This window comes from Jannaschia sp. R86511 (genome assembly GCF_042466345.1).
GTDB lineage: Bacteria > Actinomycetota > Actinomycetes > Actinomycetales > JBBAYJ01 > Aquipuribacter.
This window is the reverse complement of the sequence record NZ_JAXHCD010000001.1, coordinates 917,800-942,331: the sequence shown is the minus strand read 5'-3', so window position 1 is coordinate 942,331 and position 24,532 is coordinate 917,800. Positions and strand designations below refer to the sequence as shown.

At 74.9% G+C, this 24,532-nt stretch carries 27 protein-coding genes and 1 tRNA gene; 14 read left to right on the top strand and 14 right to left on the bottom strand.

Annotated elements, in window-relative coordinates:
• Positions 1-80 precede the first annotated feature (80 nt).
• Positions 81-1,316, top strand: coding sequence for a sensor histidine kinase (locus SJY06_RS04705; protein ID WP_380165128.1), 1,236 nt, complete (start codon positions 81-83; stop codon positions 1,314-1,316).
• The gene (locus tag SJY06_RS04700; protein WP_380165126.1) at positions 1,309-1,983 is read left to right on the top strand and encodes a response regulator; all 675 of its coding nucleotides are present in this window, start codon (positions 1,309-1,311) and stop codon (positions 1,981-1,983) included. The genes SJY06_RS04705 and SJY06_RS04700 overlap by 8 nt, the downstream gene beginning before the upstream one ends.
• A 48-nt stretch (positions 1,984-2,031) precedes the next feature.
• On the opposite strand, the gene SJY06_RS04695 is transcribed toward SJY06_RS04700, so the two are convergent.
• Complete coding sequence (locus tag SJY06_RS04695) at positions 2,032-3,033, bottom strand: hypothetical protein (RefSeq protein WP_380165124.1); 1,002 nt, start codon at positions 3,031-3,033, stop codon at positions 2,032-2,034.
• Between the two features lie 142 nt (positions 3,034-3,175).
• On the opposite strand from SJY06_RS04695, the gene SJY06_RS04690 reads away from it, so the two are divergent.
• Positions 3,176-3,248, top strand: a tRNA-Lys gene (locus SJY06_RS04690).
• 261 nt (positions 3,249-3,509) lie between these two features.
• Positions 3,510-3,875 carry a roadblock/LC7 domain-containing protein gene (locus tag SJY06_RS04685; RefSeq protein WP_380165122.1) on the top strand — a complete coding sequence of 122 codons (366 nt, stop codon included), beginning with the start codon at positions 3,510-3,512 and terminating at the stop codon, positions 3,873-3,875.
• A 3-nt stretch (positions 3,876-3,878) separates the two neighbouring features.
• On the opposite strand, the gene SJY06_RS04680 is transcribed toward SJY06_RS04685, so the two are convergent.
• Positions 3,879-4,982: an ATP-binding cassette domain-containing protein gene (locus tag SJY06_RS04680; RefSeq protein WP_380165120.1), complete on the bottom strand. Its 1,104-nt coding sequence runs from the start codon at positions 4,980-4,982 to the stop codon at positions 3,879-3,881.
• A 24-nt stretch (positions 4,983-5,006) separates the two neighbouring features.
• Positions 5,007-5,426, bottom strand: coding sequence for an ATP-binding cassette domain-containing protein (locus SJY06_RS04675; protein WP_380165118.1), 420 nt, complete (start codon positions 5,424-5,426; stop codon positions 5,007-5,009).
• A gap of 201 nt (positions 5,427-5,627) precedes the next feature.
• On the opposite strand from SJY06_RS04675, the gene SJY06_RS04670 reads away from it, so the two are divergent.
• A complete protein-coding gene (locus tag SJY06_RS04670) occupies positions 5,628-5,978 on the top strand; it encodes a hypothetical protein (RefSeq protein ID WP_380165116.1) in 351 nt (116 codons plus the stop codon).
• Here SJY06_RS04670 and SJY06_RS04665 read toward each other — a convergent pair.
• Positions 5,975-8,032: a heavy metal translocating P-type ATPase gene (locus tag SJY06_RS04665; protein ID WP_380165114.1), complete on the bottom strand. Its 2,058-nt coding sequence runs from the start codon at positions 8,030-8,032 to the stop codon at positions 5,975-5,977. The genes SJY06_RS04670 and SJY06_RS04665 overlap by 4 nt on opposite strands.
• Before the next feature lie 283 nt (positions 8,033-8,315).
• Here SJY06_RS04665 and SJY06_RS04660 point away from each other — a divergent pair, with 283 nt between their 5' ends.
• The 3 genes from SJY06_RS04660 to SJY06_RS04650 all read left to right on the top strand — a co-directional run bounded on the left by SJY06_RS04660 (position 8,316) and on the right by SJY06_RS04650 (position 10,023).
• The gene (locus SJY06_RS04660) at positions 8,316-8,906 is read left to right on the top strand and encodes an META domain-containing protein (RefSeq protein WP_380169672.1); all 591 of its coding nucleotides are present in this window, start codon (positions 8,316-8,318) and stop codon (positions 8,904-8,906) included.
• A gap of 45 nt (positions 8,907-8,951) precedes the next feature.
• Positions 8,952-9,413 carry a hypothetical protein gene (locus SJY06_RS04655; protein ID WP_380165112.1) on the top strand — a complete coding sequence of 154 codons (462 nt, stop codon included), beginning with the start codon at positions 8,952-8,954 and terminating at the stop codon, positions 9,411-9,413.
• Positions 9,414-9,567: 154 nt separating this feature from the next.
• Entirely contained in the window at positions 9,568-10,023 is a 456-nt protein-coding gene (locus SJY06_RS04650; protein WP_380165110.1) for a hypothetical protein, read from the top strand.
• A gap of 249 nt (positions 10,024-10,272) precedes the next feature.
• Here SJY06_RS04650 and SJY06_RS04645 read toward each other — a convergent pair whose 3' ends face one another.
• Complete coding sequence (locus SJY06_RS04645; RefSeq protein WP_380165108.1) at positions 10,273-12,051, bottom strand: LVIVD repeat-containing protein; 1,779 nt, start codon at positions 12,049-12,051, stop codon at positions 10,273-10,275.
• A 215-nt stretch (positions 12,052-12,266) separates the two neighbouring features.
• Here SJY06_RS04645 and SJY06_RS04640 point away from each other — a divergent pair, with 215 nt between their 5' ends.
• Positions 12,267-12,977, top strand: a complete 711-nt coding sequence (locus tag SJY06_RS04640; RefSeq protein WP_380165106.1) for a DUF305 domain-containing protein — start codon at positions 12,267-12,269, stop codon at positions 12,975-12,977.
• Between the two features lie 9 nt (positions 12,978-12,986).
• Here the strand turns inward: SJY06_RS04640 and SJY06_RS04635 are convergent, their stop codons facing one another.
• Both SJY06_RS04635 and SJY06_RS04630 read right to left on the bottom strand, forming a co-directional pair.
• The gene (locus tag SJY06_RS04635; RefSeq protein ID WP_380165104.1) at positions 12,987-13,718 is read right to left on the bottom strand and encodes a GAF and ANTAR domain-containing protein; all 732 of its coding nucleotides are present in this window, start codon (positions 13,716-13,718) and stop codon (positions 12,987-12,989) included.
• 88 nt (positions 13,719-13,806) lie between these two features.
• Entirely contained in the window at positions 13,807-14,607 is an 801-nt protein-coding gene (locus SJY06_RS04630; RefSeq protein WP_380165102.1) for a GAF domain-containing protein, read from the bottom strand.
• Positions 14,608-14,789: 182 nt separating this feature from the next.
• Here SJY06_RS04630 and SJY06_RS04625 point away from each other — a divergent pair, with 182 nt between their 5' ends.
• Positions 14,790-15,701, top strand: coding sequence for a GGDEF domain-containing protein (locus SJY06_RS04625; RefSeq protein WP_380165100.1), 912 nt, complete (start codon positions 14,790-14,792; stop codon positions 15,699-15,701).
• Positions 15,702-15,726: 25 nt separating this feature from the next.
• Here SJY06_RS04625 and SJY06_RS04620 read toward each other — a convergent pair whose 3' ends face one another.
• From SJY06_RS04620 to SJY06_RS04600, 5 genes are all read right to left on the bottom strand, one after another.
• On the bottom strand, positions 15,727-16,416 hold the full coding sequence (locus SJY06_RS04620) for a GPP34 family phosphoprotein (protein WP_380165098.1): 690 nt from the start codon (positions 16,414-16,416) through the stop codon (positions 15,727-15,729).
• Entirely contained in the window at positions 16,413-17,168 is a 756-nt protein-coding gene (locus SJY06_RS04615; RefSeq protein WP_380165096.1) for a MerR family transcriptional regulator, read from the bottom strand. Before SJY06_RS04615 ends, SJY06_RS04620 begins: the two co-directional genes overlap by 4 nt.
• Positions 17,169-17,256: 88 nt before the next feature.
• Complete coding sequence (locus tag SJY06_RS04610; protein ID WP_380165094.1) at positions 17,257-17,388, bottom strand: hypothetical protein; 132 nt, start codon at positions 17,386-17,388, stop codon at positions 17,257-17,259.
• The gene (gene bla / locus SJY06_RS04605; RefSeq protein ID WP_380165092.1) at positions 17,373-18,386 is read right to left on the bottom strand and encodes a class A beta-lactamase; all 1,014 of its coding nucleotides are present in this window, start codon (positions 18,384-18,386) and stop codon (positions 17,373-17,375) included. The genes SJY06_RS04610 and bla overlap by 16 nt, the downstream gene beginning before the upstream one ends.
• A 91-nt stretch (positions 18,387-18,477) precedes the next feature.
• Complete coding sequence (locus SJY06_RS04600) at positions 18,478-19,953, bottom strand: DUF5129 domain-containing protein (protein WP_380165090.1); 1,476 nt, start codon at positions 19,951-19,953, stop codon at positions 18,478-18,480.
• A 98-nt stretch (positions 19,954-20,051) separates the two neighbouring features.
• Here SJY06_RS04600 and SJY06_RS04595 point away from each other — a divergent pair, with 98 nt between their 5' ends.
• Genes SJY06_RS04595 through SJY06_RS04580 form a run of 4 tightly spaced genes read left to right on the top strand, consistent with a single transcriptional unit; the run spans position 20,052 to position 22,838 of the window.
• A complete protein-coding gene (locus SJY06_RS04595; protein ID WP_380165088.1) occupies positions 20,052-20,477 on the top strand; it encodes a VOC family protein in 426 nt (141 codons plus the stop codon).
• Positions 20,478-20,531: 54 nt separating this feature from the next.
• A complete protein-coding gene (locus SJY06_RS04590; RefSeq protein ID WP_380165086.1) occupies positions 20,532-21,008 on the top strand; it encodes an HIT family protein in 477 nt (158 codons plus the stop codon).
• Between the two features lie 26 nt (positions 21,009-21,034).
• Positions 21,035-21,724, top strand: coding sequence for a hypothetical protein (locus SJY06_RS04585; RefSeq protein ID WP_380165084.1), 690 nt, complete (start codon positions 21,035-21,037; stop codon positions 21,722-21,724).
• Between the two features lie 7 nt (positions 21,725-21,731).
• Entirely contained in the window at positions 21,732-22,838 is a 1,107-nt protein-coding gene (locus SJY06_RS04580; RefSeq protein WP_380165082.1) for an NAD(P)-binding domain-containing protein, read from the top strand.
• Between the two features lie 7 nt (positions 22,839-22,845).
• Here SJY06_RS04580 and SJY06_RS04575 read toward each other — a convergent pair whose 3' ends face one another.
• Both SJY06_RS04575 and SJY06_RS04570 read right to left on the bottom strand, forming a co-directional pair.
• Positions 22,846-23,697, bottom strand: a complete 852-nt coding sequence (locus SJY06_RS04575; RefSeq protein ID WP_380165080.1) for a hypothetical protein — start codon at positions 23,695-23,697, stop codon at positions 22,846-22,848.
• Complete coding sequence (locus SJY06_RS04570; RefSeq protein ID WP_380165078.1) at positions 23,694-24,527, bottom strand: PH domain-containing protein; 834 nt, start codon at positions 24,525-24,527, stop codon at positions 23,694-23,696. Before SJY06_RS04570 ends, SJY06_RS04575 begins: the two co-directional genes overlap by 4 nt.
• Positions 24,528-24,532 lie beyond the last annotated feature (5 nt).

Below are 24,532 nucleotides of genomic sequence, written 5' to 3'. Positions count from 1 at the left end.
TGCCACCACCGTCGCCGCCGGCCCGGGGTCGGCGGCAGCGTCGTCGTACCCGACCTCGCGCGCACGGGTACCCGGTCGGCATGAGTACGACTACCTACCTCGGGCGCAGCCTGCTCGCCTCGGCCGAGCGGCCGGACGCGCTGCTGCGGGGCGTGCTGGTGGTGCGCTGGTGCGTCCTGGTCTGGCTGGTGGTGGTCGTCATCAGCGGGCCGGGGGCCGCCCAGCCCGCGGCTGCGGCCGTCGCGGTGGTCCTGACCGGCGGCTGGACGGCCTGGCTGGCCCTGGCCCGGCCGACCTATGGCACCCGGGTGCTGCTGGTGGACCTGCTGGTCTGCGGGGCGCTGCTGGTCGTCGCGACGCTCGCCCCCGCGCTGGCCACGGTCTACCCGGTCGCGGCCGCGCTGTCGTGGGGGGCGCGGCGCGGGCTGCGCGGCGGCGCGGTCGCCGGGGCGCTGCTGGGGGCGGTGTACGTCGGCGCGCACGTGGTGCAAGGGCTGGTGCTGGACCGGCTCGACGACCGGTTGCTCGACGTGCTCGGGACCGCGTTCTCGCTGGTGCTGGCCGGGGCCGGGGTGGGCCTGGTGTCGACGCTGCTGCAGCGCTCGGCGGCGGCGCTGCAGGCGGCGCAGGCCGACCGGCTGCGGGCGCGGGAGGAGGCCGCCCGGCTCGCCGAGCGCGAGGAGCTGGGCCGGCAGGTGCACGACTCGGTGCTGCAGGTGCTGTCGCTGGTGCACAAGCGCGGCCGCGAGCTCGCCGACTCCCCCGTCGTCGACCCGCGGGCCGTGGCGGCGCTGGCCGACCTGGCCGCGGCGCAGGAGCGCGAGCTGCGCGACCTCGTCCTGCGCCCCGACGGCCTGGGCACCGGCTCCGCACCTCCAGACGAGGACGACCAGGTGTCGCTCACGGCCGCGCTGCAGGAGGCGGCCCGGCACCAGCCCGAGCTGGACGTGCAGGTGAGCACCGTCGGCGAGCTCGTGCTGCCGGGGCCCCTGGTGCGCCCGCTGGTGGCCGCCGTCGGCCAGGCGCTGGGCAACGTCGCCCGTCACGCCGGCACGCCGCGGGCGTGGCTGTTCGCCGAGGTGGACGACGGCCTGCTCGTGCTGACCGTCCGGGACGACGGCCGGGGCTTCGTCCTGGACGAGGACGCCCTGCGCGCGGCGGGCCGGATGGGGCTGCTTCGCAGCATCCGCGGCCGCGTCGAGCAGCTGGGCGGTCAGGTCGTCGTCGACAGCGCCCCCGGCCGCGGCACCGAGCTGGAGCTGCGTGTCCCGCTGACGGGCGACGGCGAGGGGCGCGAGCATGGCGGGCATGGCTGAGCAGGCGAGCGGACCCCGTCCCGTCCGGGTGGTGGTCGTCGACGACCACCCGATGTGGCGCGACGGCGTGCGCGCGGACCTGGAGCGCGACGGCGGGTTCCTGGTGGTCGGGCAGGCCGGCAGCGTGGCCGAGGCGGTCGAGGTCGTCAGCCGGCACCGCCCGGAGCTGGTGCTGATGGACCTGTCGCTGCCGGACGGGTCGGGCAGCGAGGCGACCGCGCAGGTCCTGGCGCGCCTGCCCGAGACCCGCGTGCTGGTGCTGTCCGCCTCGGGCGAGCAGGCCGACGTCCTGGCCGCCGTCACCGCGGGTGCTGCGGGCTACCTGCTCAAGAGCGCGACGTCGGCGGCCCTGCTGGACGCGGTCCGTCAGGTGGTGGCGGGCGAGCCGGTGTTCTCGCCGTCGCTCGCCGCGCTCGTGCTGGGCGAGTTCCGCCGGGTGGCCGCCGGTGGTGCCACCGTGCCCGAGGGCACCGGACTGACCGAGCGCGAGACCGAGATCCTTCGCCACGTGGCGAAGGGCTACGCCTACCGCGAGGTCGCCGAGCGGCTGGTCATCAGCGTGCGGACGGTGCAGAACCACGTGCAGAGCATCCTGCGCAAGCTGCGGCTGTCGTCGCGCTACGAGCTGATGCGCTTCGCGATGGAGCGGGGGCTGGACAAGGACTGACGGCGGCGGCGCCCGGCCCGGTCCGGGCGCCGCCCCGTCGGTCCTCACTCAGACCAGGTCGAACCCCAGGTCCGGCCAGGTCAGGTCATGGTCGGTCGTGGCGAAGGAGATGACGTCGGTGACGTCGTCGACCGTCGCACCGGCGGCGGCCAGTGCGGCCCGGTCGAAGGCCCAGGTCGTGACGCCGAACCCGTAGGGCTGGTCGGTGCGGTAACGGATCCCGCGGACGGTCAGGAACGCGCCCGACCGCAGCGTGACCGTGGCCAGCACCTCGGTGCCCGGGGTGACCAGGCGCGAGGTGTCGATGGTCGTCGGGGGCCGGCCGATCAGCACCAGCTCCTCGGCCAGGGCGTCGGCGTTGTCGCGCACGGCGTCGGCGTCGTACACCGTGTGCGTGCCGACGCCCGTGTTCATGACGGTCGAGCCGGACGTGGCCTGCTGGAAGGCGCGGCCGACGCGGGGCTCCGCCCCCACGGGCAGCAGCCCGTACTGGTAGGTGAGCAGCTGGCTGAGCGGGACCGTGTTGACGTTGGACCGGGCCACCGTCCGGGTCACGTCGTCGACGGGCCCCCGGGGGATCACGTAGGACGTGCCGCCGGTGGTGAGCAGCGCCCCGGAGACCAGACCGGCGTCGGTCTGCAGCCCGGTGATCCGCAGCTCGGGGACGCTCGTCGCCACGACCGCGCCGTCGACGCGGAACGTGACCTGCTCCGCCGGGACGGCCGGCACGGTGAACCGCTTGGTGCGGACGCCCGGGACCGGCCCGCCGAGCCCCGTCCCGTCGGTGACGGACGTGGCGGGGTCCGAGGTGGTCAGGTGGACCGGGGTCAGGGTCCGGCCCGCCGGGATCCTGGTCGCGCCCCCGATGGCGGCCCCGCCGATGCGCAGCGCGGTGGTCTCGTTGTCGGCGACGGGGGTGGCGACGGGCGCGGTGGCCGGGGTGGCGGCCTGGGCACCGGCCGCGCCGGTGACCGCCGAGGCGACCAGCACGGCGCCCGCGACCAGGGCGCTGGTGAGGCGAGGGGTCGGCCGGAGGGTTCGACGGGACATGTGGGCTCCTTGGGGTCAGGGGGGCGCGGGGGTGCTCCCTGAACCCTCGCCCGAGGCGACCGCGAAAACCATTACGCCCGTCTTACGTCTGCGGCCGGGACGGCGGCGCCATCGGCGCCAGTACAGTCGGTTCGCAGCGACCGGGCCTCTAGCTCAACTGGCAGAGCAGCGGACTTTTAATCCGCGGGTTGTGGGTTCGAGCCCCACGGGGCCCACCGTCATCGCCCGCTGACCATGAGCGACTGCGTCGGCACGCTGCCCCTGCGTCGATCCCGCCTGCACGCACAGTCATTCATCCGGCGAGGGGTTGTTCCACCCCTTCCCGTCAGCCAGGATGACGGCGCGCCAGGGGTGCGAGGCAGGGGGTGTGCGAACGCGCCCGCGCCACGCACCGACCGTCTCCAGTCCCGCGCGGGACGCCGGTCGACCGTGCCACGCGGCCCCCGGACACCCACCGACCAGCAAGGGACATCGTCATGGCCATCGACGCCACCATCCAGCAGATGCTCGCCATCGACGGCGCCAAGGGCGCCGCGGTGATCGACCTGGAGTCCGGCATGGCGCTGGGCCAGGGCGGTGACCCCGGCTTCGACCTGGGCCTCGCGGCAGCCGGCAACTCCATGGTGGTGCGCGCGAAGATGAACACGATGCGCGACATCGGCCTGGAGGGGCGGATCGACGACATCCTCATCACCCTCGACGGGCAGTACCACCTGATCAAGGTGCTGGCGTCGGCCGCGACCAGCGGGCTGTTCCTCTACCTGGTGCTCGACCGGACCCGGGCGAACCTCGCGCTGGCCCGGTTCCGGCTCAACGCCCTGACGGCGGACGTCTCCGTCTAGGCCTCAGAACCAGGCGAACCGCCGGGCCTTGCGGGTCTCGAACACAGGGGCGTCGTCGTGCGCCGGCACGTCGCCCGGGCCCTGGGCGTCCTCGACCGGCTCCGGCGGGATCTCCCGGCTGCGCCGCGTCCCGGTCAACGCGTAGCCCATCACCACGTCCTCGTCGGCCCCGTCGGCGTCGACGACCGCCGCGAGGACCCCCTCGTGCACCACGGCGACCCGGTCGCAGTGGCGCAGCAGCTCGGTGACGTCGGTGCCCAGCAGCACGACGCCCTTGCCCCGCTCGGCGAGGCCGTCGATGATCTCGTACGCCTGCTCCTTGGCCCCGATGTCGATGCCCCGGGTCGGGTAGGCGAACACCACGACGTCGGCCGTCGTCTCGGCCACCGAGGCGAGGACGACCTTCTGCCGGTCGCCGCCGGACAGCGTCGACACCGTCCCCTGGATGTAGGACGTGCTGACGCCCAGGTGCGTGACGGCCGCCGCGGCGTTGCGCAGACGCTGGATCTCGGGGCTGTCCTCCTGCCCCGGGGTGAGCAGCTCGGCCATGTTGCCCTGCAGCATCTGCTCGTCCGGGCCGGACACGTACGCCACGCGACCCTCGTGCCGGCCGGGTGAGTCGATCACGACCCCGCCCACCTCGACGGAGGAGGCGTTGGACTCGACGAGCCCCGCGACCGCCTCCACCAGCGCGAGCACGCCGGAGCTGCGCATGCCGATCAGACCGAGCACCTCGCCGGCGTGCAGGGTCAGGTCGATGCCGGCGACCTGGTCGGGGACGGTCAGGCCACGCACGGCGTACACCTGCTCACCGTGCTGGCGACGCTCGCGGGAGGCGACCCGCAGCTCGCGGGCGAGCATCGCCCGGGCCAGGTCGTCGGTCGACACGGTGCGGGCGGGGACGTCGTGCACCACCTGGCCGTCGCGCAGGACGACCACGCGGTCGGACAGGGCGGTGATCTCCTCCAGCCGGTGGGCGATGTGCACCACCGAGCAGCCCTGCGACAGCAGGTGCCGGACCGCCTCGTGGAACTGGGCGATCTCCAGGTCGTTGAGCAGCGACGAGACCTCGTCGAAGATGACCAGCTGGGCCTCCTCGGCCAGCACCCGGAGCACCTCCGCCAGCGACTTCTAGGCCGGGTCGAGCCCGCCGATCGTCAGGTACAGGTCGAGGGTGAACTGCGTACGGGCCAGGATCTCCTGCGCCCGCTCCAGGACCACCTGCTCGTCCATGTCGGCCATGAACGTGTTGCGGAACATGTTCCGCAGCACGGTCAGGTCCTCCGGCGCCCGGAAGTCCTGCTCGATGACGCTGACGCCCGCCGCACGGGCCTCGTCGACCGAAGCGGGCCGGTACGGCTCACCGTCCAGGGTCATCATGCCGGACCGGGGTCGGACCGCACCGGTGATGGCGTTGATCAGCGTGGACTTGCCCGAGCCGTTCTGGCCGATCAGCCCGATGATCTCGCCCCGGTCGATGGTCAGGTCGATGCCCTTGAGCACGTGGCGCTGGCCCCGGTACTGGTGCAGGTCGACGATCTCGAGCAGCATGGTCTCGTTCCCCTCATCTGGGCCCGCCTGGTTTCCTGGCCGCGGACGCGGGGTGTCTGACCCCTTGTGCACGGCAGACCTTAACCCCGTCCGGTACCACGGCGTTCCCGGAACCGCGGCGATGGAGCCGTACGGCCCTGAGGTCGTGCCCGCCGTCGACGGCGCCTGAGCCCGCCCCGGCCGGCGTCCTACGCTGGACCCGTGGCCGCGACGGACCTGGCGAGCGTCGAGCAGCGGATCCGCGCGCTGCTGGACCGCTACCGCCCGGAGCTGGTGGACGGGACCATCTACGGCGTCCCGTCGCTGGTGTGGCCCGGCGCCACCGGGCACGACTACTTCGCCGCGCTCAAGCGCAGCCGCACCAAGGTCGGGCTGTACCTGATCCTCGCCGACCGCTACCCCGAGGACCTCGCCGTGGCCTCGCCCGCGCTGCAGGCCCGCCGCACCGGCCGGGCGACGTTCTCGTTCTCGTCGCTGGACGACGAGCTGGCCGAGGAGCTCGGCGCCCTGCTGGACCGGCTGCTGGACCGGTACCGCGCCGAGCACCGTTAGGCGTCGCCGAGGCCTTCGAGCCGGACCCGGCGCAGCAGCTGGGCGTTGAGCGCCACCACGACCGTCGAGGCGCTCATCAGCACCGCCCCGACCGCCATGGGCAGGACGAACCCGACGGGGGCGAGCACACCGGCGGCCAGCGGGATGGCGAGGAGGTTGTAGCCCGCGGCCCACCAGAGGTTCTGCACCATCTTCCGGTAGGTGGCCGCCGACAGGGTGCGGATGGCCAGCACGGCCCGCGGGTCGTCGGAGGCCAGGACGATGCCGGCGGACTGCACGGCGACCGCGGTGCCGGCGCCGATCGCGATCCCCACGTCGGCGCGCGACAGCGCGGGGGCGTCGTTGACGCCGTCACCGACCATGGCGACCCGCAGGCCGCGTGCCTGCAGCTCGGCGACCTTGGCGTCCTTGTCCTGGGGCAGGACCTCGGCGAAGACCTCGTCGATTCCGAGCTCGCGGCCGACGGCGTCGGCGACCGTACGGGCGTCACCGGTGACCATCGCCACGGTGACGCCCTGCTGCTGCAGCGCCCGCACGGCCTCGCGGGACTCCTCACGCACCTGGTCCTCCAGGGCGATCGCCCCGACCGCGCGGCCGTCCCGGACCACGTGCAGCACCGCCGCCCCGCGCTCGGTCCACGGCCGGGACCAGGCGGCCAGCTCGTCGGGCACGGCCACACCCTGCTCGCGCAGCAGGGCCGGTCCACCGACGGCCACGGTGGCGCCGTCGACGTCGGCCTGCGCGCCGCGACCGGTCAGGGACCGGAACCCGGTGGCCGCCGGCAGGGCACCGACCCGCTCGACCGCGGCGGCGTGGACCGCCCGGGCCAGCGGGTGCTCGGAGTCGGCCTCGACCGCCCCGGCCAGCCGGAGCACCTCGGCCTCGTCGTGGCCGGGCGCCGCGCCGACGGCCGCGACCAGGTGCCGGCCGTGCGTCAGCGTGCCGGTCTTGTCGAACAGCACGGCGTCGACCGTCCGCATCTGCTCCAGCGCCACCCGGTCGGTGACGAGGATCCCCGACCGCGACGACTTCGCGGTCGAGATCGCGGTGACCAGCGGGATCGCCAGCCCGAGCGCGTGGGGGCAGGCGATCACCAGCACCGTGACGGTGCGGTCGACGGCGAGCGTGGGCTCGCCGAGCAGCGTCCACACCAGAGCCGTCAGCAACCCCGACCCCAACGCCACGTAGAACAGAAGCGCCGCCGCGCGGTCGGCCAGGGCCTGCGCCCGGGACCGGGACGACTGGGCCTGCTCGACCAGGCGGCGGATACCGGCCAGGGACGTGTCGTCGCCGGTGGCGGTGACCCGCACCCGCAGGCTCGAGCCCGCCACGACCGTGCCCGCGACCACGGTGTCGCCCGTGGACCGGCTGACGGGGGTCGACTCCCCCGTGATCATCGACTCGTCCACGTCCGCGCTGCCGTCCACGACGGCACCGTCCGCGGGCACCCGGGCCCCGGGGCGCACCAGGACGACGTCGTCGGCCTCCAGCTCGCTGCTGCGCACCGTCTCGGTGCGGCCGTCGTCGAGCACCCGGTCCGCCTCGTCCGGCAGCAGGTCCTCCAGCGCCGCCAGCGCGCCCTGGGCCTGGCCGATCGCCCGCATCTCGATCCAGTGCCCCAGCAGCATGATCGCGATGAGCAGGGCCAGCTCCCACCACACCTCCTGGTCGAACACCCCCAGGGCCGTGGCCGTCGACGCGACGTAGGCGACGGTGATCGCCAGGCTGATCAGCAGCATCATCCCGGGGGCCCGTGACCGCAGCTCGCCCAGGCCTCCGGTGAGGAACGGCCAGCCGCCGTAGAAGAAGATCACCGACCCCAGCACCGGCCCGATCAGGTCCTGCCCCGGCACGGCGGGGGCCGAGTAGCCGAGCAGCATCTGCACGTGGTGGGACCAGACCACCACCGGCACCGCCAGGACCAGCGTCAGCCAGAACCGGTCCCGGAACTGGGCCGCGTGGTCGCCGTGACCCCCGTGACCCCCGTGACCCCCGTGACCCTCGTGGCCCTCGTGGCTCGTGCGCTCAGACTGCGTGACGTCCGCACCGCTCATCCCGACCTCCTCCGTTGATACCCCCTAGGGGTATACGCCCTTGTCGTGGTCGTGGCAACCCGGAACCACCCCCCCGCTCCCCCGCGTCCAACCGGCATGGCCGCCCGCCGCCCCGCCCGAGACCTGGCCCTCGTCGCCGCGGCCGTGATGCTGCTGGCCGGCTGCGGCGACCCGGCGGCTCCGGGCGCCCGGCTCGACGTGGGCGGCGACACCTGGACCCTCGTCGAGGGCACCGTGGACGGCGAACCCCTCGCCGTGCCGGCCGGGCACCGCATCACCCCAGCTGGTCGACGGCGACCAGGTCGGCGGCACGTCGGCCTGCAACTCCCACGGCACCTCGTGGCGGACCGACGGCGACCGGGTCGAGGTGGGAGGCGACATCGCGGGCACGAGCATGGGCTGCGAGCCCGACGTCATGGCCGCGGAGTCCGCCTACCTGACGGCGCTGCCGCGGGTGGACCGCGGCGCCCGCGACGACGCCGACCTGACGCTGGGCGGCGACGGCGTCGAGCTGCGGTTCACGCTCGAGCCACCGGTCCCGACCGAGGCACTGGTCGGCACCACGTGGACGCTGGACAGCCTGCTGGACGGTGGGACCGCGGCCCGCGCCGCCGGTGAGCCCGCGACCCTGCGGCTGGACGAGGACGGGACCCTGGCCGGGTCGACCGGGTGCCGGAGGCTGACCGGTGCGTACGTGGTCAACGGGGACGAGGTCCTGTTCACGGACCTCGCGGCCGACGGCGAGTGCCCCGAGGAGCTCGCCCTCCAGGACGGCCACGTCGTGGAGGTGCTGGGCGACGGGTTCCGGGTGAGCGTCGACGCCGACCGCCTGACGTTGCTGAGCGTCGGTGACCGGGGGCTCGTCTACCAGTAGGCCGCGCGGGGTCTCCCCCGACACCGGCGGCGCTACGCTCGCCGGGTGACCGGGGGGTGGCCAGGGGCGGTGGTGGCCGCGGTCGTCGTCGCCCTGCTCGTCGCCGACAACGTCCGGACCCTCCGCCTGCGCGACGTCCTCACCATCGGCGGCCTGGCCGTCACGGTCGCGGTGACCGCCGCGGTGTCGCTGGCCGGTGACGATCGGCAGCCGCTGGTCGGCACCCTGGCGGGCGCCGCCGCCCTGTTCGCGCTCTGCTTCCTGGCGGAGTTCGCCCGCCCCGGGATGCTGGGCTTCGGCACCGTCAAGGCGTCGGCGCTGCTCGGGGCCGCGGCCGGCGGGCTGGGTCTGGACGCCTGGGTCGCGGGGCTGGGCGGCTTCGTCGTCGGGATCGTCGCCATCGGGCTGCTGGGCCCACGCCTGCCTACCCGGTCGGGAGTGCCCAGCGGCCCCGCGATCGCGGTGGGCCTGGTGGCGGCGCTGGTCGTGGCCCTGCTCCCGACGTGAGTAGTGCGGCCGGGGTCGGGGCCCTCGTGGTCCGGGCCGCGGCCGGGCCCCCCTGTTCGGCACGGGCGGCTCCTGCAGTGCGTCCTCCCGAGGCTGTCCACAGGTTCACCGCAGCACCGCCGTCGACCGGACCTCCACGGCTAGCCTCGTCACCGTGACCGGGGGGTGGCCAGGCTTCGTCGTGGCGGCGATCGCCGTCGCGGTCCTCCTGGTCGACAACCTCCGGACGCACCGCCTTCGTGACGTCCTCACCCTGGGCGGCCTGATGGCCACGCTGACCGTCACGGCGGCCGTGTCCGTCCTCACCGCGAGCGGTCAGCCCCTCATCGGGGCGCTCGTCGGCGCCGCGGCCATGTTCGCCTTCGGTCTCGCGCACGAGTTCACCCGGCCCGGGATGCTGGGCTTCGGCACCGTCAAGGCGGCGGCTCTGGTCGGTGCGGCCGCCGGCGGTCTCGGGCTGCACCCGTGGGTCAGCGCGCTGGGCCTGATGTGTGCGGGCTACGTCGCCCTCATCAAGCTGGCGGAGCGCCGGTGGACCGACATGCCCACCAGCCCTCTGCTCGCGGCCGGCCTGGTGGGCGCGGTCGTGTCCACGCTGGTCGTCAGGTAGCGGGAGGGTCCTCCGCATCCTTCGTAGGCCCACCGCCCACAACGGTGACGACGCCTCGACCCGGGCGATGGGCAGGTCGCCCTGGTTGACCGCGTACGGCCGGCCGGCCGGCCGGGTGTCGTACGCACTGGGGTGCTCCCCCCGTGGCGACGATCCGCTCGCGCCATGCGCACCGCAGCACGACGGCGGCCGCCGCACCCGCAGGTGCGACGGCCGCCGTCGGTTGGTCGGTGGCGGTTCAGCCGCGGCTCAGAGGTCCTCGGCCAGGCGCAGCAGCTCGTCGGCCAGCGGCTGCTGGTCGGCGTCGCGCAGCTGACGGGCCTGGGCCCGCAGCGTGGCCGAGGCGGTCTCGCCGCGACGCACGGCCTGCTCCTCGGCGCGGTCGACGAACTTGGTGACGTTCGCCGCCTCCCGGGCGGTCAGGGCGTCGGCCCGCACCGCCTGGTCGAACGTCGCCCGCACCAGCGTGAAGCTCGGGTCGTGGACGATCGGCTCCTGCAGCTGCGCGTTGAGCTCGCCGACCTTCGCGTCCTTCGCCGCCTGGATCTCGTTCGCGGACAGCTCGTCGGTGGCCGTCAGGCCCCAGCTGTCGAAGCCCAGGAAGATCTCGTTGCCGTAGACGTTGCCGTCGTACCAGTAGGTCGACCAGTAGCCGCCCTGGTGGAACGTGGTGGCGTCGTAGGGGCCGCGGTCGAAGAACGCGATCTCCTGCGGGTCGGCCGAGTCGGTGAAGTCGAACACCGACGTGCCGCCCTCGTACCAGGCCTGCACCATGACGTCGCGGCCCGGCACCGGGATCAGGTTGCCGTTGTGCGCGACGCAGGTCTCGTTGCTGGCCTGGACGTTGGGGATCTTGTAGTAGCTCTTCCAGTCCAGCGAGGGGGTGCCGTCGGCGTCGCGGACGACGTCGAAGATGGCGTTGGCGCCCCAGTTGGTCGGGTCGGTCGGTCGGCAGCGAGCCCCCACGCCGCCGCCCCACTCGTCGGTGAAGACGACCTTGGTGCCGGCGTCGTTGAACGTCGCCGAGTGCCAGTACGCGAAGTTGGGGTCCGTGACGTTCGCGACGCGCACCGGGTTGGCGGCGTCGGAGATGTCCAGCAGCATGCCGTCGCCCTGGCAGGCGCCGGCCGCGAGACCGACGGCCGGGTAGGCGGTGATGTCGTGGCAGGCGGACGTCGACGACACCCGCTGGCCACCGGCGTTGCTGCCGGGCTCGGAGGCACGGGGGTCGTCGGCCGGCAGGGTGGCCTGCGTCCCACCGGGGTTGAGCCCGGCGATGCTGGTCTCGCTCGCCATCAGCCGCGGGCTGCTGGTGACCCGCGCGGCGGCGGGGTCGGCCAGCGGCACCTCGATGACGTCGATGCTGTAGGCCGAGGTCAGCGGGTTCGTGGTCGAGCTGGGGGTGCAGCCGGCCAGCTGCGTGGCCGCCCGGATGGACGACGTGCCCGAGTTGTAGACCCAGACCTTGTCGGTCACGTCGGGCTGGGTGACCAGGGTGTGGGTGTGCGAGCCGCGGCAGGTCTGCACGCCGGTCACGTACACCGGCGCCAGCGGGTCGCTGATGTCGAAGATGCGCACGCCGCGGAACACCGTGGACGCCGGATTGGTCGTGCAGTCCACGCGCGCCGAGCCGGACTCCACCGACATGAACAGCAGGTCGCCGTGCACGGACACGTCACCCTGGCCGCCGGGGCAGTTGACGGTGGTCCGCAGCACGGGCTCGCCCGGGTCGGACACGTCGTAGACGCCGAAGCCGCGGTAGTTGCCGCTGAACGCGTAGTCGCCCTGGAAGGCCAGGTCGGAGTTGATGTTGCTGTAGTTGAAGGCCCCGGCCACGCCCGTGTAGGCGGGCTTGGACCGCTCGGCCAGCAGCTCCATGCCCTGCGACGCGGTCTCGGCGTCACGCAGCGGGTCGGTGAACGCCGCGCCGTCGGAGTTGGTCTGGGTCCCCGGCGTCAGGCCCTCGCGGGGGTCGGGCTCCGCCTGGGCCGATGCGGCGGCCGCGGGCAGGAGGGTGACGGCGAGCACGGCGGCGAGCGTGGCCGCCCGGAGTCTGGGGAACGGGAGATGGGAGGAACGTGGGGGCATCTGCTTCCTCTGTCCTGGGTTGCGGACGACGCGTCCGGCGCTGCGGTGCGGAGAGTCCGGGACCCGACGTCCTCGTAGCCTGATCGGGTTAATATCGCGTCCACCGTCCGGAGTGGCAAGGCTTTGGAACCGGACGACCGGTCGAGAGGGAAGAAGTGCCCGGACCTGCCCGTTCTGTCCTCGCTGTCGCCGCCGCAGCCCTGCTGCTGGCGGGCTGCTCGGCGTCCGGGAGCACGCAGGCGCTCGACCCCGAGGTGGTCCACCTGCAGCCCGGTGACCCGGGTGAGCCCAACCAGGTCCTGACCGAGGCGCCGCCGGAGGAGGTCTTCCCCGGCTCGGTGTTCACCGCCGCCGACGTGGCGTTCATGCGCGACATGGAGGTGCACCACGAGCAGGCGCTCACCATGACCGCCATGGTCGACGAGCGCTCCGAGCACGAGGACCTGCGCCTGTTCGTGCAGCGCATGGAGGCCTCGCAGGAGGGCGAGCTCGAGCAGCTCGAGCGGATGCTGGCCGAGCACGAGGAGGCCGTGCGGCGCGGCGGCGGCGAGGACCACGGGGCGGACCACGAGTCGGAGCACGACGGGCACAGCGGCGACGGCGACCACAGCGACATGCCGGGCATGCTCAGCGACGACCAGCTGGCCGAGCTCGAGGCCGCCGAGGGCGACGAGTTCGACCGGCTGTTCCTGGTCGGGATGAGCCGGCACCACGAGGGCGCCCTGGCCATGGTCGGCGAGCTGTTCACCGACGAGGCCGCCGCGGCCGACCCCCGGCTGTTCCAGTTCGCCGAGCACGTCGACTCCGACCAGCGGATCGAGATCGACCGGATGGCCCGGATGTACGCGGAGCTGCCGCAGGGCTGAGGGCCCCGGTCAGGACCGGTCGGGCGGCCGCAGCAGGTCGACCTCGGCCCTGCCCTCCAGGACCTGCCGGGCCACGTCGCCCAGCGGCAGGCCCCGCCCCCGCGCGAGGCGCCGCATCAGGACGAAGGCCTCGTCCACGCCGACGTCCAGACGGGCCGCGAGCATGCCCTTGGCCTGCTCGATCAGCACCCGGCTGTGCAGCGCGGTCTGCAGCTGCTCGGACAGGGCCGTCTTCTCGTGCAGGTTGCGCTCGTGCAGCAGGCCGATGGTGGCGACGTCGGCCATCGCCTGACCGATGGTCACGTCCTCCTCCGTGAGCGGCCGCGGCTCGTCGCTGAACAGGTTGAGGGCGCCGATCACGCGCCCACGCAGCCGCAGCGGCAGGGCGTGCGTGGCCCCGAACCCGGCCTCGGCCGCAGCGACGGTGAACCTGGGCCAGCGTCCCTCCGCCTCGGCGATGACGACGTTGACGACCGGCTCGCCCGAGCGGAAGCAGTCCTGGCAGGGGCCCTCCTCCACCTGCAGCTCGAACAGCTCCAGCAGGCGCATCCGCTCCAGCGTGGACGCCATCAGCACCAGGCCGCCACGCTCGTCGGCGAGCATGAGCCCGGCCGCGTCCGCGCCCAGCAGCTCGACGCTGCGCTCGGTCAGCATCTGCAGGAAGTCGACGGTGTCGAAGTCGGCGACGAGCGTGTCGGCGAGCTCGACGAACACCTCGGCCAGTCGGGTGGGTTCGTTCATGAACGTTCACTCCTGTCTCGTCCGTGCGGTCCGAGTCGTCCGTGTCCTGCCGCCGGGGGCTGCGGCCGTGGTGGGTCCGGTCGTCGTGTCACGGCCGGCCCCCCGGGCGGGCCTCGTCCGGGGGGTCGGCCCCGGTGTCAGCGAAGCTCACCCGTCCGGCCAGCACGTCGCGGGACAGGTCCAGGACCGGGCGAGCGGTCGCGTAGGCGCGCGCCCTGAGCAGGACCAGGGCCGCGGACAGCCCGACCTCCGCCTGGACGGCCACCATCCCCGAGGCCTGGTGCACCTCGGCCCGCTGGTCGATCACGTCGAGCAGGGGCGCCCCGCCCGGTTCACCCGCACCGCCGTCGGGACCCGGGGTGCGGGACTGCAGGTGCAGCAGCACCGACGTGGCCGCGTCGGCGTGGTCCAGCGCCACCTGCTGCTCGTCGGCGTCGAGCGCCCCGCGGGTGTCGCGGTACAGGTCGAGCACCCCGAGCCGGATGGCGCCGACCCGCAGGGGGTAGGCGAATATCGCGCGGATGCCCATGTCGAGGGCGCCGGCGGTGAAGGCGGGCCACCGCTCCGTCCCGGCGCGCTCGAGGTCCGCGACGAGGACCGGCCGCCCGGTCCGCGAGGCGTCGACGCACGGGCCGACCCCGAGCGTGAACTGCAGCTCCTCCATCACGGTGGCGGGCCCGTCGGAGGCGGCCACGACACCGGCCGGACCGGTCTCGGTCATCAGCACCATGCCGACGCCGCTGACCTCCACCGCGGCGGCGCACCGGTCGACGAGCCGCTGCGGGAGGTCCGACGGCGACCCGCTCCGGGGCTCGACCAGCCCCGACAGGATCCTGGCCACGCGCAGCGACGTCATGGGCAGCAGGCTCCAGCGCGGCCGGGTAGTCACCGCAGACCGACCATAGCGGCGCGTGGGCCGGTACCGTGCAAGCGTGCTCCGCCTGGAGCACGCACGAACCCGCCCCGGACCCGGCGCCCCCACCGTCGTCGTGCCCAGGAGGTCGCGTGGCCGGTCCTTCGCCCCGCACGCGGACGACCTCGTCCCCCTTTGCCCAGGCTGCGGAGTCCGCCGTGGCCTACCTCGGGCGGCACGCCCCGCTCGACCTGTGGCTGGTGACGCAGGTGAAGCAGGCCGACCAGGTCGTCCTGGCCGCCGACGGGCCGTGGTCCGCGCGGACCCCGGTGGGTGCGGTGATGCCGTGGGTCGACTCGTTCGGCCTGCACATGGCCGCCGGCACCTCGCCAGGCACCTGCGACGACGTGAGCACCGACCCGCGGTACGCCGCGGTGGCGTCCGGGCACTGGTCGGCCGTGCAGGGCTACACCGGGGTGCCGCTGCTCTGCGGTGACGACGAGCTCTGGGGGAGCATCAGCGGGTACTCCGACCGGGCCCACGACCCCCGGGTAGGCCAGGCGTCGGCCCTCGTCCACCTGCTCGGGGCGCTGCTGTCCGCCCTGCTGGCGGCCGAGACCGCCCGCCGCAGCGCCGACGCCCGCGCTCGGGGGCTGCGGCGGGACCTGCTGACGGCACGCGGCCAGGCGGACGTGGACGCGCTCACGGGCCTGAGCAACCGGCGGGGCTGGCTGACGGCACTGGCCCGGGAGGACGCCCGGGCCTCGCGCTCCCACACCCCGTCCGGGGTCATCGCCCTCGACCTGGACGAGCTGAAGCAGGTCAACGACCGCCTCGGCCACGCCGGCGGCGACGAGCTGCTGCGGGTCACGGCCCGCGTGCTGACACGGACCTGCCGGCGCACCGACGTCATCGCCCGCGCGGGCGGTGACGAGTTCACCGTCCTGGCCGTCGACCTCGCCCCGCCCGACATCGAGGCGCTGGCCGTACGGCTGGAGGACGAGCTGTCGCGCAGCGGCGTCGCGGCGTCCGTCGGCGTGGCCGTCCGACGCGCCGACGAGGGCCTGAGCGACACGTGGGACCGGGCCGACAGCACCATGTACACCGCCAAGCGCCGCCGCAGCCGCTGACGACCAGTACCCCGGAGCGGCCGGGTCAGTGCCCGGGGTTGACGGCGATGGCCACGCTCACGCTCGACATCGCCACCGCGACGGCCGTCCTGGTCACGGCCTCGCCGACCGTGGCGGCCCCCCAGTCGCCGCGCTCGAGCCGCTTGCCGTTGGTGTACACGTCCCCGGACCACGGGATGTCGTGGTGCAGGGCCGGCAGGCTGTCGCTCGCGGACAGCAGCGCCGCCAGGACGGCCACGCGCGGCGCGGGCTCGGCGCCGTCGACCAGGACCGGACGGACCTGGGCCAGCAGCTCGTCCCGGCGGCCCGACCCGCCGTCGGACAGCCGGGTCGTGGGGATGAACCCCAGCGCCTTGCCGCGGGTGCGGTCGACGTGACCGGCCTGCACCAGGCGCTCCAGCACCGGCTCGCGCAGCGTCGGGCCGGCGGCGGCCAGCACGGTCTGCACGCCGCGCGGCTTGTCCTTGATCTGCTGCCAGACCTCGCGCAGCAGGTCGTCGGCCGGGGGCTCGTCCCCGACCGCCCGCACCTTCGGCCCGACGATCGGGCGCCCCTCGTCGACCGCGACCCGGTCCTGCAGGGCGAGGTCCGTCAGCAAGGCCCCGGCGAGGGTGTAGAACAGCGTCCCCTCGCCCGCGATGGTGCCCGACCGGGGGTCGAACAGCAGCAGCATGAGGTCCTCGACCAGCAGCGGCGCCTCGTCGGTCGTGGTCATGGTCGGGTCCCCTCGTCGGTCGTCCGCTGCTCGTCCTGCTGCTGCAGGATCAGGTTGGTGCGGTGCATGACGTCCAGCTGGGCCGGGTTGTACAGCTCCCGCAGCGCGGCCAGCACCGTGCTCTCCGCCTCGGCCGGGCTGCGCGCGGCGTGGGCGGCGAAGTCGGACAGGTTGGCGTGCTCCTCGACCTGGCGCCGCACGGCCGGGGCCAGGCCCTCGGCGATGCGCTGCCGGGTGGCCTCGTCGGCGTCGGCCGGCAGCTCGTCGAACTCGGCGTCCACGGGGGTGCGGGGCTGGTCGGCCAGCACCTGGCGCATCTGCTCCTGCCAGGTGTCGTCGAGCACGCGGGCGTAGATCGTCAGCATGCTGCGGTCGGTCTCGGTCAGGCCGACCCCGACGTCGCTGAACACGGGCGGCAGGTCGACCGGGGCGCGGTGCCGCAGGATGACGGCGAGCTCGGCGCGCACCCGCTGCAGCCGCTCGATGCTGGCCGCCAGGTCCGCGTCGAGCAGCCGCAGCGCCTCGTCCGGGTCCTCGTCGGCACGTCCCATGGTCGCGACCTGCGCCAGCGGCACCCCGAGCTCGACCAGCCGCTTGATCTGCAGCACCCGCAGCAGGTGCGGCACGCCGTACTGCTTGTAGCCGTTGGACGCGCGCTCGGGCTGCTCCAGCAGGCCGACCTCGTGGTAGTGCCGGACGGCCTTGACGGTGGTGCCGGCGAGCTCCGCGACCTCACGGGTGCTCCACGCCACGTGCTGCTCCTCTCCTCGCGCGCCGGCGGGACCGCCGACGGGACCAGTCCAGACCATGTCCCAGGGGCAGGGTCAAGGGCAGGGTCCCTCAGCCGCCGCAGGCGGGGTCGCGGACCGGCACGTCGAGGGCCACCAGGGCCAGGCAGGTGCTGCGCGCGACCACGGCGTCGTCGGGCTCGGCGTCGGCCTCGTCGTGGTCGGACATCACGGCCAGGACCACCGGCGCGGTGCCTCGGGCGGGGTGAGGACGGTGACCTCGTTGCGCGTGCCGTACCCGCCCGTGCCGGTCTTGCTGCCCACGGTCCAGCCGTCGGCCACGACGGAGCGGGCGAGCGCGTCCCCGGTGGTGCTGCCGCGCAGCCAGGCCAGCAGCTGCTCCCGGTCCGTGGCGTCGAGGGCGTCGTCGACGGCGTAGGCCCGCAGCGTGCGGGCCAGGGCCTGCGGGGTCGAGGTGTCGCGGGTGTCGCCGCGGGCCGCCTCGTTGAGCTCCGGCTCGTCCCGGACCACCTCGGTGACGTCGTCACCCACCTGCTGCAGGGCGGCGTCCAGCCCGGCCGGGCCGCCCACCTGCTCGAACAGCAGGTTGCCCGCCGTGTTGTCGCTGACCTCGACCGCGGCGGCCGCCGCGTCCCGCAGCGGCAGGCCCTGCTCGATGCGGTCCTCCGTCACCGGGGAGTACGGCACCAGGTCGTCGGCGGAGTACGTGACGACCTCGTCGAGCCCGGCCTCGTCGGTGCGCTGCAGCACCACGGCCGCGGCCAGCGCCTTGATGGTCGACGCGTAGGCGAACCGCTCGTCCTGCCGCCACGCCACGGCCCGCCCGGTGCCCGTGTCGACGGCATGGACCCCCACCCGCACGGCCGCCTCGGCCTCGACGTCGGCCAGGTCCAGGGGAGCCGCGGCCGGGCTCGCGGCCCCGGACGGTCCGGTCCCGTCGGCGGTGGCCTCCGGCGGCACGGCGCCGGGCTCCGCGACGACCTCGGGGTCCACGGTGGACCCCGCGGTGGACGCCGCGGTGGACGCCGCGGACCCCGACGCGGCGGGTGCGGGGTCGGTGCCGCCGCACGCCGTCACGACCAGGGCCGCCGCCCCCAGCGCCGCCGCACCCGCCCGCCGGCCGACCGACCACCTGGCGCCCGACCACCGGCCGACCGACCACCTGGCGCCCGAGGACCTGGCGCCCGAGGACCTGCCGCCCGCCGTCGTCGTCCGTCCCACCGCTGCCGTCCTCCCCGTCACCCGCTCACCGACGGCCGTACTCCAGACCGTGCCGCTGGGGCAGGGTCAAGCCGACCTCCCGACGCCGGTCTCAGAAGCGCGACGAGCTGCCCGCCCCGCTGAAGCTGCCCCCGCCGCTGTAGCCCGACGTGGCCCCCGTCGAGGACGACGAGCGCGACTGCTCGACCTGGCTGGTGCCGGTGGACAGACCCGAGCGGAACATGCCGGTGCCGAACCACAACCACGTCGGGTCGGCGGTGGCCAGGATGGTCGGCTCGTGCGGACGGGCGCGACGCTGCTCGTGCATCGCGTCGCGCATCGTGGTCCGCTCCGACTCGCTCGTGCCGAACTCACGGGCGGTGGCGGCGGCCAGCGCGTCCAGCTGGGCGCTGAGGGAGTCGCGGGTGGCCCGGAGCCGGTCCAGGGCGTCGTCCGGGCTGATGGCCTGCCGGTCCAGGTCACCGCGCAGCCGGTCCAGGTCGACCAGCCCGGCCGAGGCCAGCGCCCGCAGCTGCTGGACCTCGGGCAGGCCCCGCAGCTTCGCCCGGAGGTCCCGCTCGACGAGGCCGTCGACGCCCTCGAGGTCGGCCCGCACCGGGGCCACCTGGCGGTCCCAGGCCGCCGCCCAGCCGCTGTCGCGGTTGAGGAAGGCCGCGGTGTCGGCGATGACGTCGTCCAGGTGGTCCAGCGACGTGGCCCGCTGCTCGTACGCGGCGTGTCGCTGCACGGCCCGACGGGAGTCGAGGTCGCGCTCGGCGAAGGCCCGCACCTCGTCCCCGAGCTCCACCATCTCGCGGAAGCCGCGCGTGTAGTCGTCGTGGCGCTGCAGCATCAGCCCGCCGTAGCGCGAGGACTCGGGCAGGACCGTCGCGTGCAGCCGGGTGAGGTCGTGGTCGCGCACCACGGCCGCCATCGCGGCGTCGCCCACCTCGCGGTGGCGGCGGCAGCGGTTGACCCGGTGCAGGCCCACGCCGACCCAGGTGCCCGCCCCGGCCAGGGTCAGCAGCGACGCGAGGGCCGCGACGACCGCGCCCCCGGTCTGCCGGATGACCGGTGCGCCGATCCGGTCCGCGGCGGCCTGCACCCCCGCCACCGACCCCTCGGTCCAGCGACCGGCCTGGAAGTCGGGCTTGGCCGCGTCCTGGATGGCCAGCTGGGCCCCCTCGCCGACCTCGCGGTCGTCGCCGAAGTAGGTTCCGACCAGCCGGCCCTCGGGGTCCACGGCGAGCACGAACAGCCCGTCGGCCCAGCGCTGCTCGTCGGCGCTGAGCCAGTCGGTCCGCTCCTGCCGGGCGTGCTCGAGGACGGCGTCGTTGAGGGCGCGGTCGTCCGTGAGCGCGGCCTGGCCGCCGCGGTGGGTGAACACGGCCACCGTGGTCGGCTCGTGGAAGCGGGTGCCGTCCAGCCCGGCCAGCAGGTCGGGCGGGTACAGCACCTCCGCGGTGTCCTCGACCTGGACCTCGAGCGCCTCGTGCTGCGGGGCGGCGGCCAGGAACCAGCCCAGGCTCGCGCCCCCCACCGCGAGCGTCGCGGCCCCTCCGATGAGCACGCGTCGACGGATCGACATCCCCGAACCCCTCTCGTCGTCGGCGACGGGCCCCGCACCCGCCCCGACCATGCTCCCACCGGCGATGAGTTCGGTCGGCGGCGGCGGTCCCACCCGGCATGACCGCCTCCCTCAACACGTACCTGATGTTCCGCGACGACGCCCACGACGCCATTCGGGCCTACCAGCGCATCTTCGGCGGGACGCTCACCCGCAGCACGTACGCCGAGTTCGGTATGGCGCAGGACCCGGCCGACGCCGACAAGACCATGCACTCCCAGCTGGTCACCGACCACGGCTGGGTGCTCATGGCCTCGGACACGCCGACCCCGATGGACCACCGGCCGAGCGGGCACGCCCTGTCGCTGTCCGGCGGCCCCGAGGACGCCGAGGAGCTGCGCCGCTGCTGGGCCGCGCTGGTCGACGGCGGCCAGGTCCAGGAGCCGCTGGCCGTGGCGCCCTGGGGCGACGAGTTCGGCACCTTGACCGACCGCTTCGGCATCCAGTGGATGGTCAACATCGGTGGGGCCCCGGCCGAGGGGTGAACCGGTCCGCCGCCCCGGATCGCGCGCGGCCCGCGGCACCGGCACAGTGCCCGGGTGGCTGACACCGCTGGACGAGGACGGCAGGACTACACCCCGCGCGGGCTGACCGGGCCGTGCGTGTTCTGCGACATCGTGGCGGGCAGGTCGCCCGCGCACGAGGTGCTGCGCACCGACGACGTCGTGGCCTTCCTGGACCGGCACCCGCTGTTCCCCGGCCACGTCCTGCTGGTGCCCACGGTGCACGTGCAGACCCACGACGAGCTGCCGTCGGGGCTGGCCGAGCCGTGGCTGCGCGCCAGCCAGCAGCTGCAGCGCGCGGTGGAGCGGGCCACGGCCGCCGAGGGAGCGCTGCTGATCGTCAACAACGTGGTCAGTCAGTCGGTGCCGCACGTGCACCAGCACGTCATCCCCCGCCACCGCGGCGACGGGCTGCGGCTGTGGCTGGGACCGCGGCAGCGCTACCGCGACGACGCCGAGGCGGCGACGGTGGCGGCCGGGATCCGCGCGGCGCTGACGACGGCCACCGGCTGACACCGGCGTCGCTAGCCTGGGCCGGGATGAGTGGACCGGCCGTGCCCGCGGACCAGCGCGAGCAGCACTGGCAGGAGCGCCTCGCCCTCCCGGTCGTCGTGGCGGCGCTGGTCAGCGTGCCGGCCGTGTTCCTGACCCTGCTGGACGAGCCGTACGCGACGGCCGGGACGGTGGCCAACGCGCTGAGCGGGGCGGTCCTGCTGGGCGAGACCGCCGTGCTGTTCGTGGTGAGCCGCGACAAGCACCGGTGGTTGCGGGACAACTGGCTCCTGGTCCTGCTCAGCCTGCTCGTGCTGCTGGCCGTCGTGCTCGCGGTCGGTCCGCTGCAGCTGCTGCGCCTGGTCCGGGCCCTCGGCGCGCTGCGGCTGCTGCGGGCCAGCCGGATCGTGTCCGCCGCGCGCGCCCTGGGGCGTCGGCACGGCGGCTCGTCGCGACTGCGGCGACTGGTGACGGTCGTGCCCGGCCTGGTCGTGGCGGTGTTCGTCGTCATCGTCCTCAGCGACCCGACGAGCCGCTCCCGGCTGCTGCTGCAGGACCTGCTCGGCGAGTCCGCGACCTCCACCGTGGTGGTGGTGCTGGCGGGCCTGGTGCTGGGCGTCGCGACGTTCGTGGTGGTCCGCAACGAGCTGAGCGGCGACGGCGGGGCGGACGGTGGGGCGGACGCGCCGCCGGCCGAGGTGCCGGCCCGGGATGACGACCGGTCGCGGCGCCGTTGACGCGGACGTGCCGCAGCAGACCGCCCCGCCGAACCCGCAGACCGACGACGACGTCGCGGTCGTGGTGGTCGGCGCCGGGCAGGCCGGGCTGGCCGCGGCCCACCACCTGCGCCGTCGTGGCCTGGACCCCGACTCCGGCTTCGTCGTGCTGGACGCCAACCCCGGCCCGGGCGGCGCCTGGCGGCACCGGTGGCCGTCGCTGACGCTCGGCGCCGTGCACGGCATCCACGACCTGCCGGGCCTGCGGCTGGGCACCCCCGACCCGACGGTGCCGGCCTCGCAGGTGGTGGCCGACTACTACGGCCGCTACGAGGCCGCCTTCGACCTGCCGGTCCGCCGCCCGGTGCGGGTGCGCTCGGTGACCTCGCCCGACGGGCCGGACGGACCGCTGCTGGTGGCCACCGACGCGGGCACCTGGCGCACCCGCGCGCTCGTCAGCGCGACCGGGACCTGGGACCGGCCGTACTGGCCGTACTACCCGGGCCGGGAGCGCTTCCGCGGCCGGCAGCTGCACACCCACGACTACCGCTCGGCCGAGGAGCTCGCCGGCCTGGACGTGGTGGTGGTGGGCGGCGGGACCTCGGCGGTGCAGTTCCTGCGGCAGCTGGCCGACACCGGCGCGCGCACGACCTGGGTGACCCGCCGGCCGCCGCGCTTCGTCGACCGGCCGTTCGACACCGAGTGGGGCCGGGACGTCGAGCGCCGGGTCCGCGAGCGCGTCGAGGCGGGTCTGCCGCCGCTGAGCGTGGTCGGGGCCACGGGCCTGCCGGCCACCGAGGAGTACCGGCGCGGGGTCGAGGCCGGCGTCCTGGTCGCCCGGCCCATGTTCACCGGACTGACCGAGGACGGGGTCCGCTTCGCCGACGGCAGCGAGCAGCACGCCGACGCGGTGCTGTGGGCCACCGGGTTCCGGCCCGCCCTGGACCACCTGGGCCCGCTGCGGCTGCGTGAGCCCGGCGGCGGGATCACGCTCGACGGCACCACGGTGGTCCGGGACCCGCGGGTGCAGCTGGCCGGCTACGGCCCGGGCGCGTCCACGCTGGGCGCCACCCGCACCGGGCGGGCGGCTGCGGTGGCGGCGCTGCGCCTGGCGCAGGAGCGCGCCGCCGCCTGAACGCCGGTCAGCGCGGCCCCTCGGCCAGCGCCTGCCAGTGCCGGACCACGTCCACCGGCACGGACAGCAGCCGGCGGGTCGAGCCGTCGGGCCTGACCACGACCGCCGATCGGTAGTAGCGGTCGGCCGGGCGGACCTCGGTGACCTCCGACCAGGGCACGTGACGGCGGCGCACCGCCCGGACGGTGAGCCCGCGAAGGTCGGCCCGCACCTGCGGACCGCGCCGCCACAGCGCGACCCCGGCCACCGCCGTCAGGAGCAGGATCCCGCCGGAGAGCAGACCGAAGACGAGGTCCGAGCGCGAGACCGCCGAGGCCAGGTTGAACACCATGGCGATCCCGGTCAGCACGAGCGCCCACTGGTCGGGCTGCGGCTGTCGCCACGTCTGCGGCAGGGTCTCGGCCGGACGCGCCCCGCCGACCTGCTCGCGCCAGCGTTCCACCGTCCCGCTGGGCAGCCCGGCCGGCAGCCGGACCAGCCGGCCGCCGTCGCGGTCCAGACAGGCGTCACGACCTCGCGACCAGGACGTCTCGTCGGCCAGTCGTACCCGCCGCAACCGCTCCCAGGGCACGTGCGTCCTCCACCACCGCGCCCGGACCGCCACCCCGTCGACCGTCCCCCGCACCGCCCGTGGGGCCAGGGCCTCGTGGACGACCAGGACCCCGGCGACGAGCAGCAGCAGCCCCACGAGCACCCACAGCGCCGGCACCCGTGCCAGCGACGCCCCCAGGCCGGCGACTACGGCGAGCACCGTCAGCACGAGCGCCGTCAGCAGCCAGCCCCGCCCCGGTGCGTGGTCGTGCCCCAGGTCGCCGACCTGGGGCTGCGGCTCGTCGGGCGGCCGGCGCTGGTCGCTCATGCCCGTCCCGCCAGCCGGTGCCACTCCTGCACCACCGGCGGCGGCGGGCCCGAGACGGTCACCACGGAACCGTCACCACGCTCCAGGACGGTGACGGGCTCGAACCGGCTGCGGGGCCGGACCTCGACCACGTCCGACCACGGCACGTGCCGGCGACCACCGCGGCCCAGTCGCAGCCCGTCCTCGTCCGCGACCACGTGCGGGCGCGGGGGGCGTCGGTGGACGACCCAGGCCGTCAGCGGAACCACGGCCACCAGCACTAGCACGCCGAGGCCGAGGACGCCGACCAGGCTCAGGTCGAGCAGGCGGGACAGGAGCTGGATCACGACGTTCGCCGCGACGCCCCACAGCACCACGGACCAGCTCGACGCCTCGATCACCACCCAGCGCTGCGGCAGCTCGGCGGGCGGCGCCGCACCCCCGCCCAGACCGTCGCGCCAGGCCTCGACCGTTCCCGCAGGCGTGCCGGGCGGCAGCGACACCAGCCGGCCGTCGCGAAGCTCCAGGGCCGCGTCCACGTGGGGCGTTCCCCGACCCTCCTGGGTGCGGACCCGGCGCAGCTCGTCCCAGCGGACGGTTCGTCGACGGCGGGGCGAGGAGACCGTCAGCGCGGCGACGTCGGCGGTGATCCGTCGAGGACCCAGCCGGTCCAGCCACCACACGCAGCCGGCGGCGAGGCCGAGCGCCACGGTCAGCAGCGTGAGCTCGGGGTCCGAGGGACCCAGCAGCCCGACGCCCACCGTGACGACCGTACCGCCGAGCGTGGTCACGTAGCCGACCGTCCACCACGGCGAGCGCCGCCCCTGCACCTGCACCGTCGCCCCCGCCACGGGGC

Coding starts and splice junctions, on each gene's coding strand:
- SJY06_RS04705 (WP_380165128.1), top strand. CDS start 81: ATGAGTACGACTACCTACCTCGGGCGCAGCCTGCTCGCCTCGGCCGAG.
- SJY06_RS04700 (WP_380165126.1), top strand. CDS start 1,309: ATGGCTGAGCAGGCGAGCGGACCCCGTCCCGTCCGGGTGGTGGTCGTC.
- SJY06_RS04695 (WP_380165124.1), bottom strand. CDS start 3,033: ATGTCCCGTCGAACCCTCCGGCCGACCCCTCGCCTCACCAGCGCCCTG.
- SJY06_RS04685 (WP_380165122.1), top strand. CDS start 3,510: ATGGCCATCGACGCCACCATCCAGCAGATGCTCGCCATCGACGGCGCC.
- SJY06_RS04675 (WP_380165118.1), bottom strand. CDS start 5,426: ATGCTGCTCGAGATCGTCGACCTGCACCAGTACCGGGGCCAGCGCCAC.
- SJY06_RS04665 (WP_380165114.1), bottom strand. CDS start 8,032: ATGAGCGGTGCGGACGTCACGCAGTCTGAGCGCACGAGCCACGAGGGC.
- SJY06_RS04635 (WP_380165104.1), bottom strand. CDS start 13,718: ATGAACGAACCCACCCGACTGGCCGAGGTGTTCGTCGAGCTCGCCGAC.
- SJY06_RS04620 (WP_380165098.1), bottom strand. CDS start 16,416: ATGACCACGACCGACGAGGCGCCGCTGCTGGTCGAGGACCTCATGCTG.
- SJY06_RS04600 (WP_380165090.1), bottom strand. CDS start 19,953: ATGTCGATCCGTCGACGCGTGCTCATCGGAGGGGCCGCGACGCTCGCG.
- SJY06_RS04595 (WP_380165088.1), top strand. CDS start 20,052: ATGACCGCCTCCCTCAACACGTACCTGATGTTCCGCGACGACGCCCAC.
- SJY06_RS04585 (WP_380165084.1), top strand. CDS start 21,035: ATGAGTGGACCGGCCGTGCCCGCGGACCAGCGCGAGCAGCACTGGCAG.
- SJY06_RS04575 (WP_380165080.1), bottom strand. CDS start 23,697: ATGAGCGACCAGCGCCGGCCGCCCGACGAGCCGCAGCCCCAGGTCGGC.